Source organism: Acinetobacter sp. R933-2 (genome assembly GCF_030325485.1).
Taxonomy (GTDB): Bacteria; Pseudomonadota; Gammaproteobacteria; order Pseudomonadales; family Moraxellaceae; genus Acinetobacter; species Acinetobacter sichuanensis.
Window position 1 is genome coordinate 25,552 of sequence record NZ_JACAIJ010000020.1, and the last position, 16,706, is coordinate 42,257.

Genomic DNA, 16,706 nt, shown 5'->3' on the forward strand with positions numbered 1-16,706 from the left:
TTTTACGTATAAACCATACGTATATGATGAGGAATGCCCTTTATGGCGAATGACAACCAAAACCAAATCTTGGACGAGCAAATTGACGCTTTGGACGACAAGTCTGTAAAACGTGTACGTAAAACCAAGCCAAAAGCGACTGAGGGTGGCAGCACTGCTAGTCTTTTTGGTATTGAGCCTTATCAGCCGAAAAAAAATGAAGAATACATGTCTGAGGGGCAACTTGAGCATTTCCGCAAGATTCTACTTGCATGGAAAGCAGAGTTAATGTCTGAAGTGGATCGTACTTTAAATACGATGCAAGATGAGTCTTCTTCTCTACCTGATGTCAACGACCGTGCTACTCAAGAGGAAGAGTTCGCAATTGAACTACGTACTCGTGATCGTGAACGTAAATTGATTCGTAAAATTGAGCAGTCAATTGAAGCGATTAAAAACGATGATTACGGTTTCTGTGAAACTTGTGGTATTGAAATTGGCTTGCGTCGCTTAGAAGCACGTCCAACAGCAACTTTATGTATCGACTGTAAAACACTTGCAGAGATCAAAGAGAAGCAGAATAACGGTTAATTCATGTTATTGCATAATCCTCCCCTAACCCCTCCTTTTGAAAAGGAGGGGGATAAAAGGCAGGTGCATTCAGGTCGGTTCGCGCCATCGCCAACCGGTCCTTTGCATTTTGGGTCTTTGATTACCGCAGTTGCGAGTTATTGTGATGCTAAAGCTCAACATGGTCGCTGGATTGTACGGATCGAAGACACCGATATTCCTCGAATCTATCCCAATAGTGAACAACATATTCTGCAATGCTTAGATGCATTTGAATTTGAATCTGATGTTGAAATCATTTATCAAAAAGACCGTTTAGAATATTATGAATCTATCATTGAACAGCTAAGACAAAAAAAATTAGTCTATGCTTGTGAATGTACCCGTAAAATCTTGGGTTCAAATCATATCTATACAGGGACTTGTCGAGAAAAAAACTTAGACTTTCATCAACAAGCCATTCGCATCAAAGTAGCAGATGAAACCATTTGTTTTCAAGATCGTCTTCAAGGTCAGCACTGTTCTAATCTGCAAATGGATTTAGGTGATTTTGTCTTAAAACGCCGTGATGGCATCATTAATTATCAATTGGCTGTGGTTGTAGATGATTATTTGCAAGGTATCACTCATGTGGTGCGTGGTGCAGATCTGCTGGATAACACTGAACGTCAAATCTGGCTTGGTCGATTACTTGGCTATCCTGAATTAACATATATGCATCTTCCTCTTGCCATGAATGATCAAGGGCAAAAACTCTCTAAGCAAAATCTGGCACAGGCGCTTGACCCTAACAATGCTTCTCAATTGCTCCAGCAAGCAATTGCAGCACTTGGGCAGGCTGCTGTAGACCTTGACTCCCCTCACAAGATGCTCGCTCAAGCAGTCGCACAATGGCAAGTTCAGCGTATTCCTACGGGTACTGAGATTCAAGGGATCTTTCAATAAAGCTTCGTCATATTTTCAATAAAATAGTTTATATTTAAATCTAATTTTTTCTTTTTATGGAAAAGAATGATTATGTTTTTTATTTTTGGAATTTCAGCAAAAACTGTAAAAAGTGATCAAGGGCAATTTTTATGTCCTGTTTGTAAAACACGTAGTGCATATGAAATCAAAGTTCAACGACGTTATTTTTCTGTCTTTTTTATTTCATTATTTCCCATTTCCAAACCCAAAGAAAGTGCCGTTGTTTGCTTAAACTGTGGTACACATATGCCAAAAATGGTGCTAGAACATCATTCATAGCACCATTTTCAGTGAAAAAATCAGTAAACAAAAAGCTTTTTAAAAACTAGATTGTTCTCTTGCAGGGTTCGCTTGCTGAGTTGTTGCATCAATTTTTAAAATTAAGCTGATCATTACAGCGCACATAATGAGCGATGAACCACCATAACTAATAAAAGGCAGGGTTAAACCTTTAGTAGGCAACATTCCCATGTTCATACCTGCATTAACCAAAATCTGTAATAAGAAAATGATACTAATGCCATATGCGAGATAACCTGCACGTAAGTATTGATGTTTTAAAGCACGATGAGCAATACGAATACAGCAAAATAACATCCCAAAAGATAAAATTAAGACTGTCGCAATACCAAAAAAGCCAAACTCTTCACCTAAAATTGCTAACATAAAGTCAGTATGTGCTTCAGGTAAATAAGACATTTTTTGAATACTGTGCCCTAAGCCTACGCCTGTCCATTCACCACGCCCAAAAGCCATCAGTGCATTTGAAAGTTGGTAACCTGTTCCAAGTGGATCTGCCCATGGATTAGAAAAGGACATTAACCGTTCATAACGATAGGGTTCAAATACAATTAAAAATACAAATGCAGCTAAAATCGCCCCAAATGCAATACCAAATTGAATTAAAGGTGCTCCTGCAAGAAAGAATACACCTAACATAGAAACCGCAATAACGACTGTTGCGCCTAAATCTGGTTCAGCAATAATGAGTCCTACCGTCAGTAGCATAATCACGCCTAGGCGTACCAAACCTTTGATATTACTTCGGACTTCTTCGGCACGTCGTACCACATAATCTGCGGTAAAAATTGCCATCATCACTTTAGCAATTTCTGTGGCTTGCAAACTAAAACCACCAATACTGATCCAACGTGTTGAACCATTCACCTCTCGCCCGACCAATAAAACAGCCAGCAAAAGCGCAATGGTAATTAACCAGAGTGGAAAGGTATTTTTAAACCATATATTGAGAGAAACCTTATACACACAAAATGCAGCCACAGCAGCAACAATGATAGATATCGTATGCCGAATGACATAGTGAAATGGTGCTTCATGCATACGCTCTGCATACGGCATAGAAGCTGAAGCCACCATCACTGTACCTAAACACAATAAGGAAATTACACAGAAAATGAGGACATTACGTGGCGTAATTTCTGCTGGAATTTTTGGCATCCAGCGTTCAAGCATTTGGTTAATCTTACTGACCGTTGTCTGAGCAAACCCAGCCATACTTATTTCCTTATGATTCTTTTAGTTTAAAGCATTTACATATTCAACGAAGTGATGACCACGCTGAGGATAACCTGTAAACATATCAAAACTCGCACAAGCAGGAGATAATAACACCACATCATTGGGCTGCGTATTGTGCTGACATAATGCAACAGCTTCTTGTAAAGATGCGGCGTGTAATAACGTTGTTGTGCCTTCAATGGCTTTTTCAATGATCGAGCGATCTTCACCAATCAACACTGCAACTTTGGCATACTTTTGTAATGAATCACGTAATGCTGTGAAATCTTGTCCTTTACCCTGACCACCCAAAATGATGGCAACTTTGCCACCTTGTGCCTCAATTGCAGCGCCTAAACCATCTAATGCAGCTAAGGTCGCACCAATATTAGTGCCTTTAGAATCATTATAATAACGTACAGCATTGACCTCTTTGACAAACTCACAGCGATGCTCAAGACCTTTAAACGTTTTTAGCGTCTCTAACATTTTATCCATAGGCAAGCCAATCGCCTCACCCAAAGCCAGACAAGCCAACGCATTGGCAACGTTGTGAGTCCCCTGAATATACATCTCAGAACTTTTCAACAAACGTTCACGACCACGCGCCAACCAAATGGTGCCGTTGTCTTCTCTTAAAATGCCGTACTGATTTAAATCAGGTGCATTTAAACCAAAACTTTGCATCGGTGTTACATCGGGTACAAGCGGACGTGTGAGAGAATCATCACGGTTATGAACCACTTTTTTCACGCCCTGAAAAATACGATGTTTTGCTGCATGATAACCTGCCATATCACCATGACGATCTAAATGATCTTCACTCATATTGAGGACAACAGCCACTTCTGCATTTAAATTTGATGTAGTTTCGAGCTGAAAACTCGACAGTTCTAAAATATAAAGATCTGGATCATCATGCGTTAAATCTAAAGCTGGACGACCAAGATTTCCACCAATCGCAGCTTTTACACCTGCATCTTGTGCCATTAAACCCATCAAAGTCGTCACAGTGCTTTTCGCATTTGAGCCTGTAATTGCCATAATCGGCTTATCAGTTGCACGGCGTAAGATTTGAATTTCACTGACCACAGGAATGCCTTTGGCAATTGCAGCTTGAATTTCTGGCAGCTTAGGGTCTAATCCTGGACTGATAATAATTTCGTCAGCTTGTAATAATAAATCTTGGTCAAACTGTCCAAAACTGGTTTGTACATCTGTCGGGATTTGATCGTGCCCTGGTGGAACCTCACGTGAATCCGTTACTGCAACGCGGTAGCCTTTTTCATGTAAAAAATTAACTGCTGAAACACCCGAAATACCTAGACCAGCAACGACTTTTAAGCCACCACGTTGAATTAACATTTTTGTCCCACTCAGAGTAAATTTTGAAACTTGCAAAATGTTAGCACTTTGCAGATTTGAAAGCTTTTTATGTTTTCACTTTATCTATGATTTTTTGTGTCAGTGCGTAAAAAAACTGTCATATTTTATTGAATCAGACCTGTTCAGCATCGATCTGCATGCATCACAAATCAATATGTTTAAATCGCTTTATTTTTTATTTATGCTGAAGTGCTTTCGGCGTAATCGGTGCTATATCTAAATTTAACTCCGTTAAAAATTGCATCCCAAAATCATTCACTTGCCTTGTTGAGGCATCCCACTCCTCCTCTAAAGCTTTTAAAATACAAAGCCGTACAAAATAAGGACGATGTAAATTTACCAACTCAGTCAGATGCGTTTGTGTATTGAATAATAAAACCCCTTCAGAGAGTGACGTCCCCCCATAAAAATCACCACGACAATGAAAATTAATCACATAAGGTGTATGACGATAACCTTCTAAATAAATTTCTAAAATGGCAATCGCCCGATCATCATCGCAATGCCCTGAAATCACCTTGTAAAAATACACATTTTCTTTGACAGTCACTTTTCGCATTTTATTTTTCATTTTTATTTAGCCCATAAAAAAAGCCACCCTAATATTAGAATGGCTTTCGATATATTTTAAGTTTTTATTTCCATTTTACGGCTTGGACTTCAACTTTTTTCGGTGCTTCAGATGTATCAGTTGAACAACCACATCCACCGCCACAGCCTGCAACCATCGCAGGTTGCAACCATTTTGCTAGACCATTCCAGCCACGCGATCGACACAACTGAGCCAGTTTTGAAAATACCGAATACGCTGATTTTGGAAAGACCTTCTTAAAAACAAAGATCGCACTCCAAATCACTAATGCTGTAATAATCAATACTTCAACCATCTCAAACTCCTTAAGTTTTGTGAGGTCTTATCAACCAAAATAATGAGTTGCAATTTGGTAGGTCAGAAAAGACATCAAGTAAGCCAAACCAAATAAATATGCTGTCATACCTGCAACTGTTTTCCATGAACCTGTTTCACGTTTTACAGTTGCTAAAGTTGCTAAACAATGCGGTGCATAGATAAACCAAACCAATAAAGATAAACCTGTTGCCAATGACCAACTTAAATCACCTTGGCTGATGATCTGTGATAAGCCTTGTGTGACAGCATCTTCATCCGTTGCAGAAAGTGCATAAACTACACCTAAAGATGCAACGAGAACTTCACGTGCTGCCATCGCAGGAATAAGAGCGATACAAATTTGCCAGTTAAAACCCAGTGGTGCAAAAATCGGTTGCATCAAATGTCCTAACATACCTGCAAAAGAATAATCGATCGCTGGTAAAGTGCCATCTTCTGGCGGTTGTGGGAACGTACACAAGAACCATAACAAAATTGATAAGGCAAAAATAATGCCGCCCACACGTTTTAAGAAAATTTTGGCACGGTCAAGTAAGCCAATCCAAACACTTTTAATATCAGGAATACGATAGCTTGGAAGTTCCATCAATAACGCATGTTCTGATTTATCTTTTTGGAAGAACTTCAATACCGTTGCAACGATCAGGGCACTGACAATGCCTGACATATACAAGCCAAACAGCACCAAACCTTGTAAATTTAAAAAGCCCCATACTGTTTGTGATGGAATAAACGCAGCAATAAGTAGAGCATATACAGGCAAACGTGCCGAACAGGTCATGAGCGGTGCCACAAAAATCGTGGTCAAACGATCTCGTGGATCACTAATGCTTCGTGTCGCCATAATCCCAGGTACAGCACAGGCAAAACTAGACAGCAAAGGAATAAATGAACGACCACTTAAACCCGCTTTAAACATGAGTTTATCAAGCAGAAATGCAGCACGTGGTAAATAACCAGATTCTTCAAGCACCAGAATAAAAAAGAATAAAATCAAGATTTGTGGTAAGAACACCACCACACCACCAGCACCTGCAATAATGCCGTCCACCACCAAACTATTGAGCAAAGGATGAGAAATAAATTGCCCAACAAACTCACCAAGCCATGCAAAACTATCTTCTATTCGGGTCATAATCGGTTCTGCCCAAGCAAAAACAGCTTGGAAAACCACGAACATCATCAAGGCTAAGCTCGCTAAACCTAAAATAGGATGCAAGAATATTTTATCGAGGAAGTCAGTACGTTTATCTTCTTGATCAACAAAAATCACCACATCTCTTAAAATTTGAGAAACTTTGTCATGATTTGAACCTGTCAAAATGACATCACTTAACTCAAAATTCGGTGTACGGAATTTTTCCTGATCTAACGCTCCCATGAGGTTTTCAATACCTGCATTACGCACTGCGACAGTTTCCACGATAGGAACACCTAAACGCTGTGATAATTTTTCAGTATTAATTTGCATGCCACGACGACGTGCTTCATCCATCATGTTAAGCACTAAAAGAATTGGCTTACCTTGCGCAATAATTTCAAGCACTAAACCTAAATGTAATTTTAAGTTTGTTGCATCGACCACACATAAAAATGCATGTTGATCTTGCTCTTCAGCAATTTTTCCTAAGACCACATCACGTGTAATCGCTTCATCTGGACTTGTAGCATCTAAACTATAAGCACCAGGCAAATCTAAAACACGAACAGCACGTCCAGATGCTAAAGTAAATGAACCAACCTTACGCTCAACAGTAACACCTGCATAGTTGGCAACTTTTTGGCGTGTACCTGTTAAATGATTGAAAAGTGATGTTTTACCGCAGTTAGGATTTCCGACTAAAGCGACTCTTAAAGTTTCGCTCATGCGGAAGCTCCTTGCATTTCTTGCTGAATTTCAATACGAGCAGCTTCTATTTTACGTAATGCAAAACGGGTAAATCCAACTTGAATTAAAATCGGATCGCCACCAAAAATACCTTTGGTAATCACTTGCACCGTTGTACCAGGTACAAAACCTAAGGTTTCTAAACGACTCGCTACGAGATCGGGTTGACCTGAATTATCAGCTAATGTTCGATTAACTTTAGTAATAATAGCAGTCTGCTTCACTTTCAATTCTGACAAACGCACTGCAACTGACCCTAAAAAAGAAACGATATTTGTGTCGATTATACATACAAATGAGAATAATTACCAAGTAAGGTTTGATTACAATTCTCATCCACTTTATCTTATTCGACTTATTTATTTTTTTAGTCTACATTTTAAAAATAGATTAAAAATTTCAAGTTTTCTGTTCATTATGCTCAATAAAAAACCTCGTATTCCTACGGCTGTTACGATTCCTGAATCACTTAGCTTTTTAAATGGTTATAAAGACTATTTAATCGCACAAACAGTCAGCCCACATACGCGTAATGCGTATTTGTCAGATCTCATTCAATGCAGTGAATGTTCTACGCAATATCTGCCAACATGGTCACATGATGATATTTCAGATGTCATGATTACACTGACCAAACAAGGTAAAAGCCCTCGTTCCATTGCCCGTAGTTTATCTGCGCTGCGTTCTTTTTATAAATTTTTACGTGAACAAAAAATTCGCTTAGACAACCCTATGGTTGCGCATAAAACTCCAAAAATTGGGCGTGCGCTCCCTAAAGATTTATCAGAACAAGATATAGAGGATTTACTGCAAGCCCCTGATCTAACAACAGCACTGGGTTTGCGTGATCGCGCTATGTTAGAGGTACTCTATGCTTGTGGTCTACGTGTATCAGAACTACTCAATTTACGTCTAGATTTAATCAATTTAAAACAAGGTTATTTACGCATTGTAGGTAAAGGCAATAAAGAACGTTTAGTTCCCTTAGGACAAGTTGCCTGTGAATGGGTGGAACAATACCTCAATGAAGCACGCTCTCAGCTTTATAAAAGCAGCACGGATTATTTATTTTTAACCCAACATGGCGGCATCATGAGTCGACAAAATTTTTGGTATGCCATTAAACGTTATGCCTTACAAGCCAATATTCAAATAGAATTATCTCCACATACATTAAGACATGCTTTTGCTACGCACCTCATCAATCATGGTGCAGACCTACGCGTAGTTCAAATGTTGCTAGGGCATAGTGATTTGTCTACCACACAAATTTATACCCATGTGGCACAAGTTCGTATGCAACAATTACATCAACAATATCATCCTAGAGCCTAATCAAAGACGAAATGCAAATGTCGTTAATTTCCATCCCTTAATCAAGTTTTAACGAACTGCCCCGATTTTTTTGCTATGCTTATTTGCTCACAATAAAGCTGAAAAACACAAAGAGTTATTTATGCAATTAAAACGTTCAAAATTGATGATTGCTTGTATGCTTGCGAGTGGACTTGCACTCAGTGCTTGCTCAAAATCTCCCGACACTAAAAAAGATGATACTTTGACAGCGACTGCACCTGCGACGGGCGAAGCATCAAATTTGACTGAACGTAATGCGCAGCAACGACTTATTCAGACATTGCAAGGACATCTAAAAAAAGCAAATATTAATGCTAAAATTTTAGATGTAAAACCAACTGAAATGCCTAATTTATATTGGGTGAGTTTAGAAGGCATGAGTTCTGTCTATGCTACAGGTGATGGCAAATACCTTATTCAAGGTGATGTGATCCGTTTGGGTGATAAAGAGCTCAGCAGCATTGGTGATTCACTTCAGGCTGAAGAAAATAAAAAGTATTTAACACAATTAAAAACCGAAGATTTGTTGGTCTACCCTGCTCAAGGCAAAACCAAACATGTCATTTACGTATTTACTGATGCAAGTTGTCCGTATTGCCATAAACTACATGAGCAAATTCCTGCAATTACTGCCAAAGGCATAGAAGTACGTTATATCGCATGGCCACGTGGCGAGCAATTTATGCCTGCAATGGAAAGTGTATGGTGTAGTGCAGACCGTCAAACCGCCTTTGATCAAGCAATTTCAGGTATACAACTTCCACCTGCAAGCTGTAAAAACCCTGTTCGTGCTCAATATGAGTTAGGTTTAAAAATGGGCGTAAATGGTACACCTGCAATTTATAATGCAAATGGTGAACATATTGGTGCATATATGACTGCTGAAGAGCTTGTTGCACGCCTTAAATAACCAATATTTATAAGTTAATTTACTATTTTTTATAGAAAAATATAAAGATGCGTCAGCCTCTAGAGTCTGGCGCATTTTTTAGCTATGATCTAATGCGAATAAAATTTTTTATATATTTTGGAGTGTGACGTGAAACCAGTACGTCTGGCAATACTCGGTCTTGGAACCGTAGGTGGTGGTGCCCTTAAACTATTACAAGAAAACGCTGCTGAAATTAGACGTCGCACCGGTCGTGAAATTGAAATTACCTATGTGGGAACACGTCGCCCACGTCCAGATCTAAATTTACCTGCGAGTGTCAAACAAAGCTCAGATCTTCTTGATATCGTTCGTCAACCTGATGTCGATGTTGTTGTTGAAGTCATGGGCGGCATTCATCCTGCTTATGAAGTGATTATGGAAGCCATCAAACATGGCAAACAAGTGGTCACTGCCAACAAAGCCTTGCTTGCTGAACATGGTAATGAACTGTTTAAAGCAGCCGATGACCATCATGTACAAATCGCATATGAAGCTGCGGTTGCTGGCGGTATTCCAATTATCAAAGTGATTCGTGAAGGTTTGGCAGCCAACAAAATTGACTGGCTCGCAGGCATTATTAACGGTACAGGCAACTTCATTCTGACTGAAATGAGTGAAAAAGGTCGTGCATTTGATGATGTACTTAAAGAAGCACAAGAGCTCGGTTATGCTGAAGCAGATCCAACATTTGATGTTGAAGGAATCGATGCTGCACACAAACTGACTATTCTTGCGTCTTGTGCATTTGGTATTCCATTACAATTTGACAAAGTGTATACCGAAGGTATTACCAAAATCACAGCACAAGATGTCAAATATGCTGAAGAGCTCGGCTATCGTATTAAACATTTAGGTATTGCTCGCCGTTCAGCAAAAGGCATTGAACTGCGTGTTCACCCAACCTTAATTCCTGAAGAAGAATTAATCGCCAATGTTAATGGTGTGAAAAACGCTGTCTTGGTTCAAGCCAATGCTGTTGGTCCAACATTGTATTACGGCGCAGGTGCGGGTGCGGGTCCTACTGCATCTGCGGTCATTGCTGACGTGGTTGATATTGTTCGTGACATTATTTATACAGAAGATGGTGCAGGAACGATTCCACAGTTGGCATTTGAGGCACTTTCAGACCTTCCTATTTTAGAAAGTGACGAAATGACAACGGGTTACTATATCCGTATCAATGCTGAAGACCAAACAGGTGTACTTGCTGATGTGACGACTATTCTCAGCCGTGCAGGGATCAGTATTGATGCCATCATGCAGCAACCGCGCTTAAAAGATTTGATTCCTATTGTGATTTTAACTGATCCAGTCGTTGAATCAAAAATGAACGAAGCTTTATCTCAAATTCAAGCTTTACCTGTGATTCATGGCGAAATCGTACGAATTCGTTTAGAATTGCTTGATAACTAATCGGGTTTAAATTGTCCTAAACTCCTCTGATTTGAAGAGGAGTGATCATGCAACTCAATTCATTGAATATGCCGATCTTAGGACAATTAACAAATATCTCTATTTGCTCTACATAACACTTGGAACACCCTCATGTCTAATGCAAATCGCTATACAGGACTTGTTGATCGCTATCGTGACCGCTTACCAGTATCTAAAACTACACGTGCTATCTCTTTAAATGAAGGGAATACTCCACTCATTAAATTAGATAATATCCCACGTCTTATTGGTAAAAATGTTGAAATTTATGTGAAGTATGAGGGCTTAAACCCGACTGGTTCATTTAAAGACCGTGGTATGACCATGGCTGTAACAAAAGCTGTAGAAGAAGGCTCTAAAGCAATCATCTGTGCATCTACAGGTAATACCTCTGCTGCTGCTGCCGCTTATGCTGCACGTGCAGGCATCAAAGCGTTTGTTTTAATCCCAGAAGGCAAAATTGCTATGGGTAAAATGGCGCAGTCAATGATGTATGGTGCTGTGACTTTACAAATTCATGGTAACTTCGATGATGGTATGCGTCTTGTTAAAGAAGTTGCAGACCAAGCACCTGTAACAATTGTAAACTCAATCAACCCTTATCGTTTACAAGGTCAAAAAACCATTGCTTACGAAATCGTAGAAGCTTTGGGTCGTGCACCTGATTATCACTGCTTGCCAGTTGGTAACGCAGGGAACATCACTGCACACTGGATGGGTTATACCGAAGCAGTTGCTGACCAGCCAGCAGAAGAGTTTGAGCAAGTGGTTTATGACGCTGAAACTGACAAATTCACAGGTCCAAACCCAGAAGGTCGTCCAATCATGGTCGGTTACCAAGCATCTGGCGCTGCACCATTCTTACGTGGCGGTCCTGTAGAAAACCCTGAAACTGTTGCTACTGCAATTCGTATCGGTAATCCACAAAGCTTTAACCATGCTAAAGCAGTCGTTCGTGATTCAAATGGTTGGTTTGATGAATTAACAGATGCTGAAATTTTAGAAGCGCAACGTTTACTTTCTATGTATGAAGGTGTATTTGTTGAACCTGCTTCTGCTGCGTCTATTGGTGGTGCGATCCGTGACATTAAAGCAGGTAAAATTGCTGAAGGTTCTGTGATCGTATGTACTGTAACAGGTAACGGCTTAAAAGACCCTGATACTGCAATCAAACAATGTGCTGATGCAGTGATGTTATCTATTGATGCTGAGCTTAACCAAGTTCGTGATTCTATCCTTTCAAATATGTAAAATTTGAATAGATGTAAAAAAACCTGCCAAGTGCAGGTTTTTTATTTTAACTCTCAAGTGGTGGATTGTTTTTTGCTAATCGAGCACGATATTCGGCTTCCCATTGTTCATATTCCTACTGTGCAATTTTCTGTTCAATCTCTAACACTTGTTGTAAAGACAATGCTTTTACTTCAAAAATTGGTTTTTTTAGCAATGGATTAATCGCTAAAATATCATCAATATCATACTTACCTATTGTTATTTTTTGGTTTTTTTCATCATATTGAATAGATTTTCGCTGCTGTAAAACTGAATGTAATAAAATAGGCGCATCACTTATACATTCAAGTTGACCATTAAAAATAAAATCTTCTGGATTATTAATACAATAACCACAATTCGCTTCCTGCCATATAGCTTCCTCACTTATTCCATAAATAAGATAAGTTCCTGTCTCTCTTTCATTCTGTACCCATTCTTCTTCATAATTTAACCAAATCGCATAAAACATCGATTCTTCTTCAAACTCAAAAATTTCGTATTTTTGAATCCCTGCTCGCTGTACAAATTCAAAAATATCATCATCTTGCATATTTTCAGGTAATTCTATTTTTACTCTACCATCTTCTAAAAGATGTTGCCCACAGCAAGAAAAAACAAAAGCATCCAACTCTTTTAAAAATTTTAATTCAGGTTCAAAGGCTTCTTGTGCATTCCATAAAGTTTCTTGATTCCACAAAATAATATAGCGTGTCGCCTCAACTTCCAGTCGTTTATATTCTGCCTCTGCTGCTGCACGATCTGTAAAATAACTGGCAATTCTAGAGCCTTCATAAGCATCATAGCTATCATCATAAAAGAAGCTGTTTTCACGAATCACATAAGTCGTCATTGTTGTTTTCCTGATTAGTATTTTCTTGATTGTTTTTTCTTCGTTATTATTGACCAATATAAGAAACCCTTCACAATGGAAGGGTTATTTTCACATCATATTTATTAGATACGTTTTGGTAAATTACTCACCCAATTTAATAGATTGGTTGCATCGTTAGTACGAGATTGCGAAGTACTTGCACCCAATAATACAACAACGGCAGGACGGTTATTTACAGTCGTGTGCATCACAACACAACGCCCTGCTTCATTAATATAACCTGTTTTTGAAATATTAATGTTCCAACCACCATTACGCACCATTGCATTGGTATTGTTAGATTTTAAAATACGATAACCAAGATTAAAGTCATAATGTGCTGTAGTAGAGAATTGACGAATCAAACCATACTGAGATGCAGCACTCACTAAAATTCCTAAATCACGTGCTGAAGAAATGTTATGTGGGTCTAAACCTGTAGACTCAGTATAATAAGTTGAACTCATTCCCAATTGACGTGCTTTTGCATTCATTGCAGCAACAAAGGCAGGGCGTCCACCTGGATAAGTCCGTGCTAAAGCGGCTGCTGCTGGATTTTCAGATTTCATTAATGCAACCAGTAACATTTCTGCACGGTTCATGGTATCGCCAACTTTTAGAGTTGAGCTTGAATTTTTACCACCAGCTCCAGCAAAATCAATTGATTGCAACATAATGTCTTCAGACATATTTAAACGAGCATCTGCTGTGACCACAGCCGTCATTAACTTGGTAATAGACGCGATAGGTAAAGCAGTATTGGTATTTTTACTATAAAGCACCTCACCAGTATTTGCATCCATGACCAAAGCAGCACGTGCGCTTACAGAAGGCTGGTTTAAATATCGGTTAGTATCTGAAATTTGAACAGATTGCTGAATTGGTGCTGCGGCTGTTGTCGTTGTTGTATATGTTTTAGTTGGTGGCGCAGATAAATAGGTCACAGAACCTGGTGGAGATGGTTCGTCGTCATCTTCACTGACTGACATATCGCCATTGAGTAACTGGCTCGCATCATCGGCTGACCAGCTCATAGAAGCATGTTGTGTCCCCCCTGAAACATTTACAAGATCTGCAAAGCTTGCCGAACTCAAACTGAGTAGCACTGCTGCAGACAGGGCATGCATTAACGTTTTTTTTGACTTTATCACGGTAACTTACTCATTCAGGGAGGCTTTTTGCACTATTGCTAATTACCTCAATTATGACTTACATTTATACTCAAACATGACTAATATTGAATAATCAAATTAGCTACGTCATTGTGCATAAAAGTTTAAGAAAGATTACGAATAGCATTGCTAATTTTGTTATGACATTGCAAGTACTTTTTGCTTTGTGTAACAAAAAAGTTGCTTTTTTGAAAATATAAGGAGGTCTTAGTGATCACGGTTTTAGTGGTAGATGACCATGAATTAGTACGTACGGGCATTTGTCGTATGCTTGAAGATCAAGCTGATATTCAAGTCATTGGTCAAGCTGAATCAGGTGAAGAAGCCATCGCCATTGTCCGCCAACAACACCCTAATATTGTTTTACTTGATGTTAATATGCCCGGTATTGGTGGCGTTGAAACAACACGTCGTTTATTACAGACCGCCCCTGACACTAAAGTATTAGCTGTGAGTGGTTTAGCAGAAGAACCTTATCCTTCTTTATTATTAAAAGCAGGTGCGCGTGGTTATATCACGAAAGGTGCTCCGATCTCTGAAATGGTTCGTGCAATTAATAAAGTGATGCAAGGTGGTAAATATTTTAGTGCTGATATTGCCGAACAACTTGCAAGTTCTTATTTGTCGGACAACCAAAGCTCTCCTTTCGATGCGTTATCTGAACGTGAAATGCAAGTGGCGATGATGGTTGTCAATTGTATTAGCGCACAAGAAATTTCTGATAAACTTTTTGTTAGTGTCAAAACGGTCAATACTTATCGTTATCGTATTTTTGAAAAGTTAGGCATTGATAGCGATGTTAAATTAACCCATTTAGCAATACGCTATGGTTTAATCAAACCATAAATTTGGCATAAAAATGAATACTATGTGGCCTGCGGTAGCAAACTCACTTCAACAAACCATTTACCGTTTAGGCACATTATATTCAGTTTATAGACTCACTTTATCTTTCTGTCTCATCAGCATTTTTTTGTTCACATCTGAACATAATGGACTCAATTATCTACATAGCAAATTGTATTTTGACAGCTTAATTATTTTTGCTGTGATGAGTCTAATCCAGTTACTTGCGCTTAGATTTATCCATCAATTTATTGCACAGCAGCTCTTTGCTATTTTTATTGTTGATATTTTATTTTTAAGTACTTTAACCTTTTCCTTAGGTGGACCAAATCTTTCGATCAGTCTGCTTTTTGTGATTATGGTATTTTCAGCCAATTTTTTACTGCAAAAAAATGAAGCTTTAATTGTTACTCTTATTTCAGTCATTGCCGTAATTTATCAACAATTTGTTGGTAGTTTTTTAGACATTTCTAATCTCAATAATATTAGTAATAGTGCCCTTTTGGCTTTTCTATTTTTTATTGTGTATGGCATAGGACAAATTTCAATTCAACGCTTTAGAGTTTTAGAAACGATTAATTCTCTACAGTCTTTAGAACTTTTAAAATTACAAAATATTAATCGTTATATTTTAGAACAAATTGAACTCGGCTATTTGGTTTTAGACGAAAATTATCGCATTGTGGTATGCAACCCTGCGGCATGTTCTTTATTAGGAATTGCACCTTTATATGCCTATTCACATGAACAATATTCATTGATCAAATTTCAAAAAGAGTTATTTGATTTATTACAAAAACGACCTTTAGAGGATGGGCAACGTTTTCAATTTGAGTCAGTGCAAAGTCATTATACGATTGATATTCGTGTACAAAAGCTTCTCGTTCCACATCAAGCTTTAAGCCTTTTAACTTTAGAAGATGCACAGAAAATTAATCAAAAAGCACAACAGCTCAAATTGGCATCTTTAGGGCAACTTTCAGCGAGTATTGCCCATGAAATTCGCAACCCACTTGCCGCAATTTCGCAAGCCAATGAGTTAAATTTAGATGCTGATGAAGAGCAACGCCTCATGCTCAATCAAATGATTCAAAAGCAGACGCATCGTATTAACCATATTATTCAACAAACTTTAGATATGGCAAAAAATAAAAAAACCACCATATCAGACATTCAACTTGAAGTATTTTTTAAAGATTTATTCATCAATGACTTAGCAGATGTAAAAAATAAAATTGCGTTAAGTCTGCCGCAAAACTATGTAATTCAGTTTGATGATTCACAGTTAAGACAAGTTTTGATTAATCTCATTCGTAATGCGATAAGACATAATTCACATGATGCTGATTTTATCCAAATTCTAGTGCATACTGAGGCTCAACATCTGTTTATTGATGTGATAGACTTCGGTCAAGGTATTACACATCAAAACCTAGCGCAATTATTTCAACCATTTTTTACGACTGAAATTAATGGTACAGGTTTAGGTTTATATTTATCGCAGAGTATCTGTGAAGCAAATCAAGCAAAGCTCATTTACATAGAGCAGAAAAAACAACAAGGGGCATGCTTCCGAATAGAGTGCCCATTTAAAACTTAATTTA

General features: G+C 38.4%; 17 protein-coding genes. 9 read left to right on the forward strand and 8 right to left on the reverse strand.

Going from position 1 to position 16,706, the window contains the following annotated elements:
- The first annotated feature begins 42 nt into the window (after nt 1–42).
- From dksA to HX005_RS17430, 3 genes are all read left to right on the forward strand, one after another.
- On the forward strand, nt 43–570 hold the full coding sequence (gene dksA / locus HX005_RS17420) for an RNA polymerase-binding protein DksA (protein WP_107008516.1): 528 nt from the start codon (nt 43–45) through the stop codon (nt 568–570).
- A 3-nt stretch (nt 571–573) separates the two neighbouring features.
- On the forward strand, nt 574–1,494 hold the full coding sequence (gluQRS, locus tag HX005_RS17425; RefSeq protein ID WP_286378322.1) for a tRNA glutamyl-Q(34) synthetase GluQRS: 921 nt from the start codon (nt 574–576) through the stop codon (nt 1,492–1,494).
- A 72-nt stretch (nt 1,495–1,566) separates the two neighbouring features.
- Complete coding sequence (locus HX005_RS17430; RefSeq protein ID WP_286378343.1) at nt 1,567–1,794, forward strand: zinc-ribbon domain-containing protein; 228 nt, start codon at nt 1,567–1,569, stop codon at nt 1,792–1,794.
- Nucleotides 1,795–1,833: 39 nt separating this feature from the next.
- Here the strand turns inward: HX005_RS17430 and ftsW are convergent, their stop codons facing one another.
- The 6 genes from ftsW to HX005_RS17460 form a co-directional block, all read right to left on the reverse strand.
- Nucleotides 1,834–3,030: a putative lipid II flippase FtsW gene (gene ftsW, locus HX005_RS17435; protein WP_286378323.1), complete on the reverse strand. Its 1,197-nt coding sequence runs from the start codon at nt 3,028–3,030 to the stop codon at nt 1,834–1,836.
- A gap of 21 nt (nt 3,031–3,051) precedes the next feature.
- On the reverse strand, nt 3,052–4,398 hold the full coding sequence (gene murD, locus HX005_RS17440; RefSeq protein ID WP_286378324.1) for a UDP-N-acetylmuramoyl-L-alanine--D-glutamate ligase: 1,347 nt from the start codon (nt 4,396–4,398) through the stop codon (nt 3,052–3,054).
- Nucleotides 4,399–4,594: 196 nt separating this feature from the next.
- Entirely contained in the window at nt 4,595–4,978 is a 384-nt protein-coding gene (locus HX005_RS17445; protein WP_286378325.1) for a hypothetical protein, read from the reverse strand.
- Nucleotides 4,979–5,054: 76 nt separating this feature from the next.
- The gene (locus HX005_RS17450) at nt 5,055–5,306 is read right to left on the reverse strand and encodes a DUF6587 family protein (protein ID WP_107008521.1); all 252 of its coding nucleotides are present in this window, start codon (nt 5,304–5,306) and stop codon (nt 5,055–5,057) included.
- A 30-nt stretch (nt 5,307–5,336) separates the two neighbouring features.
- Nucleotides 5,337–7,196: a ferrous iron transporter B gene (gene feoB / locus HX005_RS17455; RefSeq protein ID WP_286378326.1), complete on the reverse strand. Its 1,860-nt coding sequence runs from the start codon at nt 7,194–7,196 to the stop codon at nt 5,337–5,339.
- Entirely contained in the window at nt 7,193–7,462 is a 270-nt protein-coding gene (locus tag HX005_RS17460; protein ID WP_107008523.1) for a FeoA family protein, read from the reverse strand. Before HX005_RS17460 ends, feoB begins: the two co-directional genes overlap by 4 nt.
- Nucleotides 7,463–7,634: 172 nt before the next feature.
- On the opposite strand from HX005_RS17460, the gene xerD reads away from it, so the two are divergent.
- From xerD to thrC, 4 genes are all read left to right on the forward strand, one after another.
- On the forward strand, nt 7,635–8,552 hold the full coding sequence (gene xerD / locus HX005_RS17465) for a site-specific tyrosine recombinase XerD (RefSeq protein WP_107008524.1): 918 nt from the start codon (nt 7,635–7,637) through the stop codon (nt 8,550–8,552).
- A gap of 121 nt (nt 8,553–8,673) precedes the next feature.
- On the forward strand, nt 8,674–9,483 hold the full coding sequence (locus tag HX005_RS17470) for a DsbC family protein (RefSeq protein ID WP_286378327.1): 810 nt from the start codon (nt 8,674–8,676) through the stop codon (nt 9,481–9,483).
- Nucleotides 9,484–9,612: 129 nt separating this feature from the next.
- Entirely contained in the window at nt 9,613–10,917 is a 1,305-nt protein-coding gene (locus tag HX005_RS17475; protein ID WP_107008526.1) for a homoserine dehydrogenase, read from the forward strand.
- 132 nt (nt 10,918–11,049) lie between these two features.
- On the forward strand, nt 11,050–12,189 hold the full coding sequence (thrC, locus tag HX005_RS17480) for a threonine synthase (RefSeq protein WP_107008527.1): 1,140 nt from the start codon (nt 11,050–11,052) through the stop codon (nt 12,187–12,189).
- 115 nt (nt 12,190–12,304) lie between these two features.
- Here the strand turns inward: thrC and HX005_RS17485 are convergent, their stop codons facing one another.
- Nucleotides 12,305–13,063 (reverse strand): hypothetical protein, encoded by a 759-nt coding sequence (locus HX005_RS17485; protein WP_286378328.1) that lies wholly within the window; start codon nt 13,061–13,063, stop codon nt 12,305–12,307.
- A gap of 104 nt (nt 13,064–13,167) precedes the next feature.
- Nucleotides 13,168–14,211: a serine hydrolase family protein gene (locus HX005_RS17490; RefSeq protein ID WP_373431887.1), complete on the reverse strand. Its 1,044-nt coding sequence runs from the start codon at nt 14,209–14,211 to the stop codon at nt 13,168–13,170.
- A 255-nt stretch (nt 14,212–14,466) separates the two neighbouring features.
- Here HX005_RS17490 and gacA point away from each other — a divergent pair, with 255 nt between their 5' ends.
- Nucleotides 14,467–15,102: a response regulator transcription factor GacA gene (gene gacA, locus HX005_RS17495; RefSeq protein WP_107008530.1), complete on the forward strand. Its 636-nt coding sequence runs from the start codon at nt 14,467–14,469 to the stop codon at nt 15,100–15,102.
- Nucleotides 15,103–15,124: 22 nt separating this feature from the next.
- Nucleotides 15,125–16,702, forward strand: coding sequence for a sensor histidine kinase (locus HX005_RS17500; RefSeq protein ID WP_286378344.1), 1,578 nt, complete (start codon nt 15,125–15,127; stop codon nt 16,700–16,702).
- Nucleotides 16,703–16,706: the final 4 nt, after the last annotated feature.

Bases quoted from the DNA above. Each gene is read 5' to 3' on its own strand.
- HX005_RS17500 (WP_286378344.1), top strand. From the start codon at position 15,125: ATGTGGCCTGCGGTAGCAAACTCACTTCAACAAACCATTTACCGTTTA.
- dksA (WP_107008516.1), top strand. From the start codon at position 43: ATGGCGAATGACAACCAAAACCAAATCTTGGACGAGCAAATTGACGCT.
- murD (WP_286378324.1), bottom strand. From the start codon at position 4,398: ATGTTAATTCAACGTGGTGGCTTAAAAGTCGTTGCTGGTCTAGGTATT.
- gluQRS (WP_286378322.1), top strand. From the start codon at position 574: ATGTTATTGCATAATCCTCCCCTAACCCCTCCTTTTGAAAAGGAGGGG.
- feoB (WP_286378326.1), bottom strand. From the start codon at position 7,196: ATGAGCGAAACTTTAAGAGTCGCTTTAGTCGGAAATCCTAACTGCGGT.
- thrC (WP_107008527.1), top strand. From the start codon at position 11,050: ATGTCTAATGCAAATCGCTATACAGGACTTGTTGATCGCTATCGTGAC.
- xerD (WP_107008524.1), top strand. From the start codon at position 7,635: ATGCTCAATAAAAAACCTCGTATTCCTACGGCTGTTACGATTCCTGAA.
- ftsW (WP_286378323.1), bottom strand. From the start codon at position 3,030: ATGGCTGGGTTTGCTCAGACAACGGTCAGTAAGATTAACCAAATGCTT.
- HX005_RS17450 (WP_107008521.1), bottom strand. From the start codon at position 5,306: ATGGTTGAAGTATTGATTATTACAGCATTAGTGATTTGGAGTGCGATC.
- HX005_RS17470 (WP_286378327.1), top strand. From the start codon at position 8,674: ATGCAATTAAAACGTTCAAAATTGATGATTGCTTGTATGCTTGCGAGT.
- HX005_RS17445 (WP_286378325.1), bottom strand. From the start codon at position 4,978: ATGCGAAAAGTGACTGTCAAAGAAAATGTGTATTTTTACAAGGTGATT.
- HX005_RS17490 (WP_373431887.1), bottom strand. From the start codon at position 14,211: ATGCATGCCCTGTCTGCAGCAGTGCTACTCAGTTTGAGTTCGGCAAGC.
- HX005_RS17485 (WP_286378328.1), bottom strand. From the start codon at position 13,063: ATGACGACTTATGTGATTCGTGAAAACAGCTTCTTTTATGATGATAGC.
- HX005_RS17430 (WP_286378343.1), top strand. From the start codon at position 1,567: ATGTTTTTTATTTTTGGAATTTCAGCAAAAACTGTAAAAAGTGATCAA.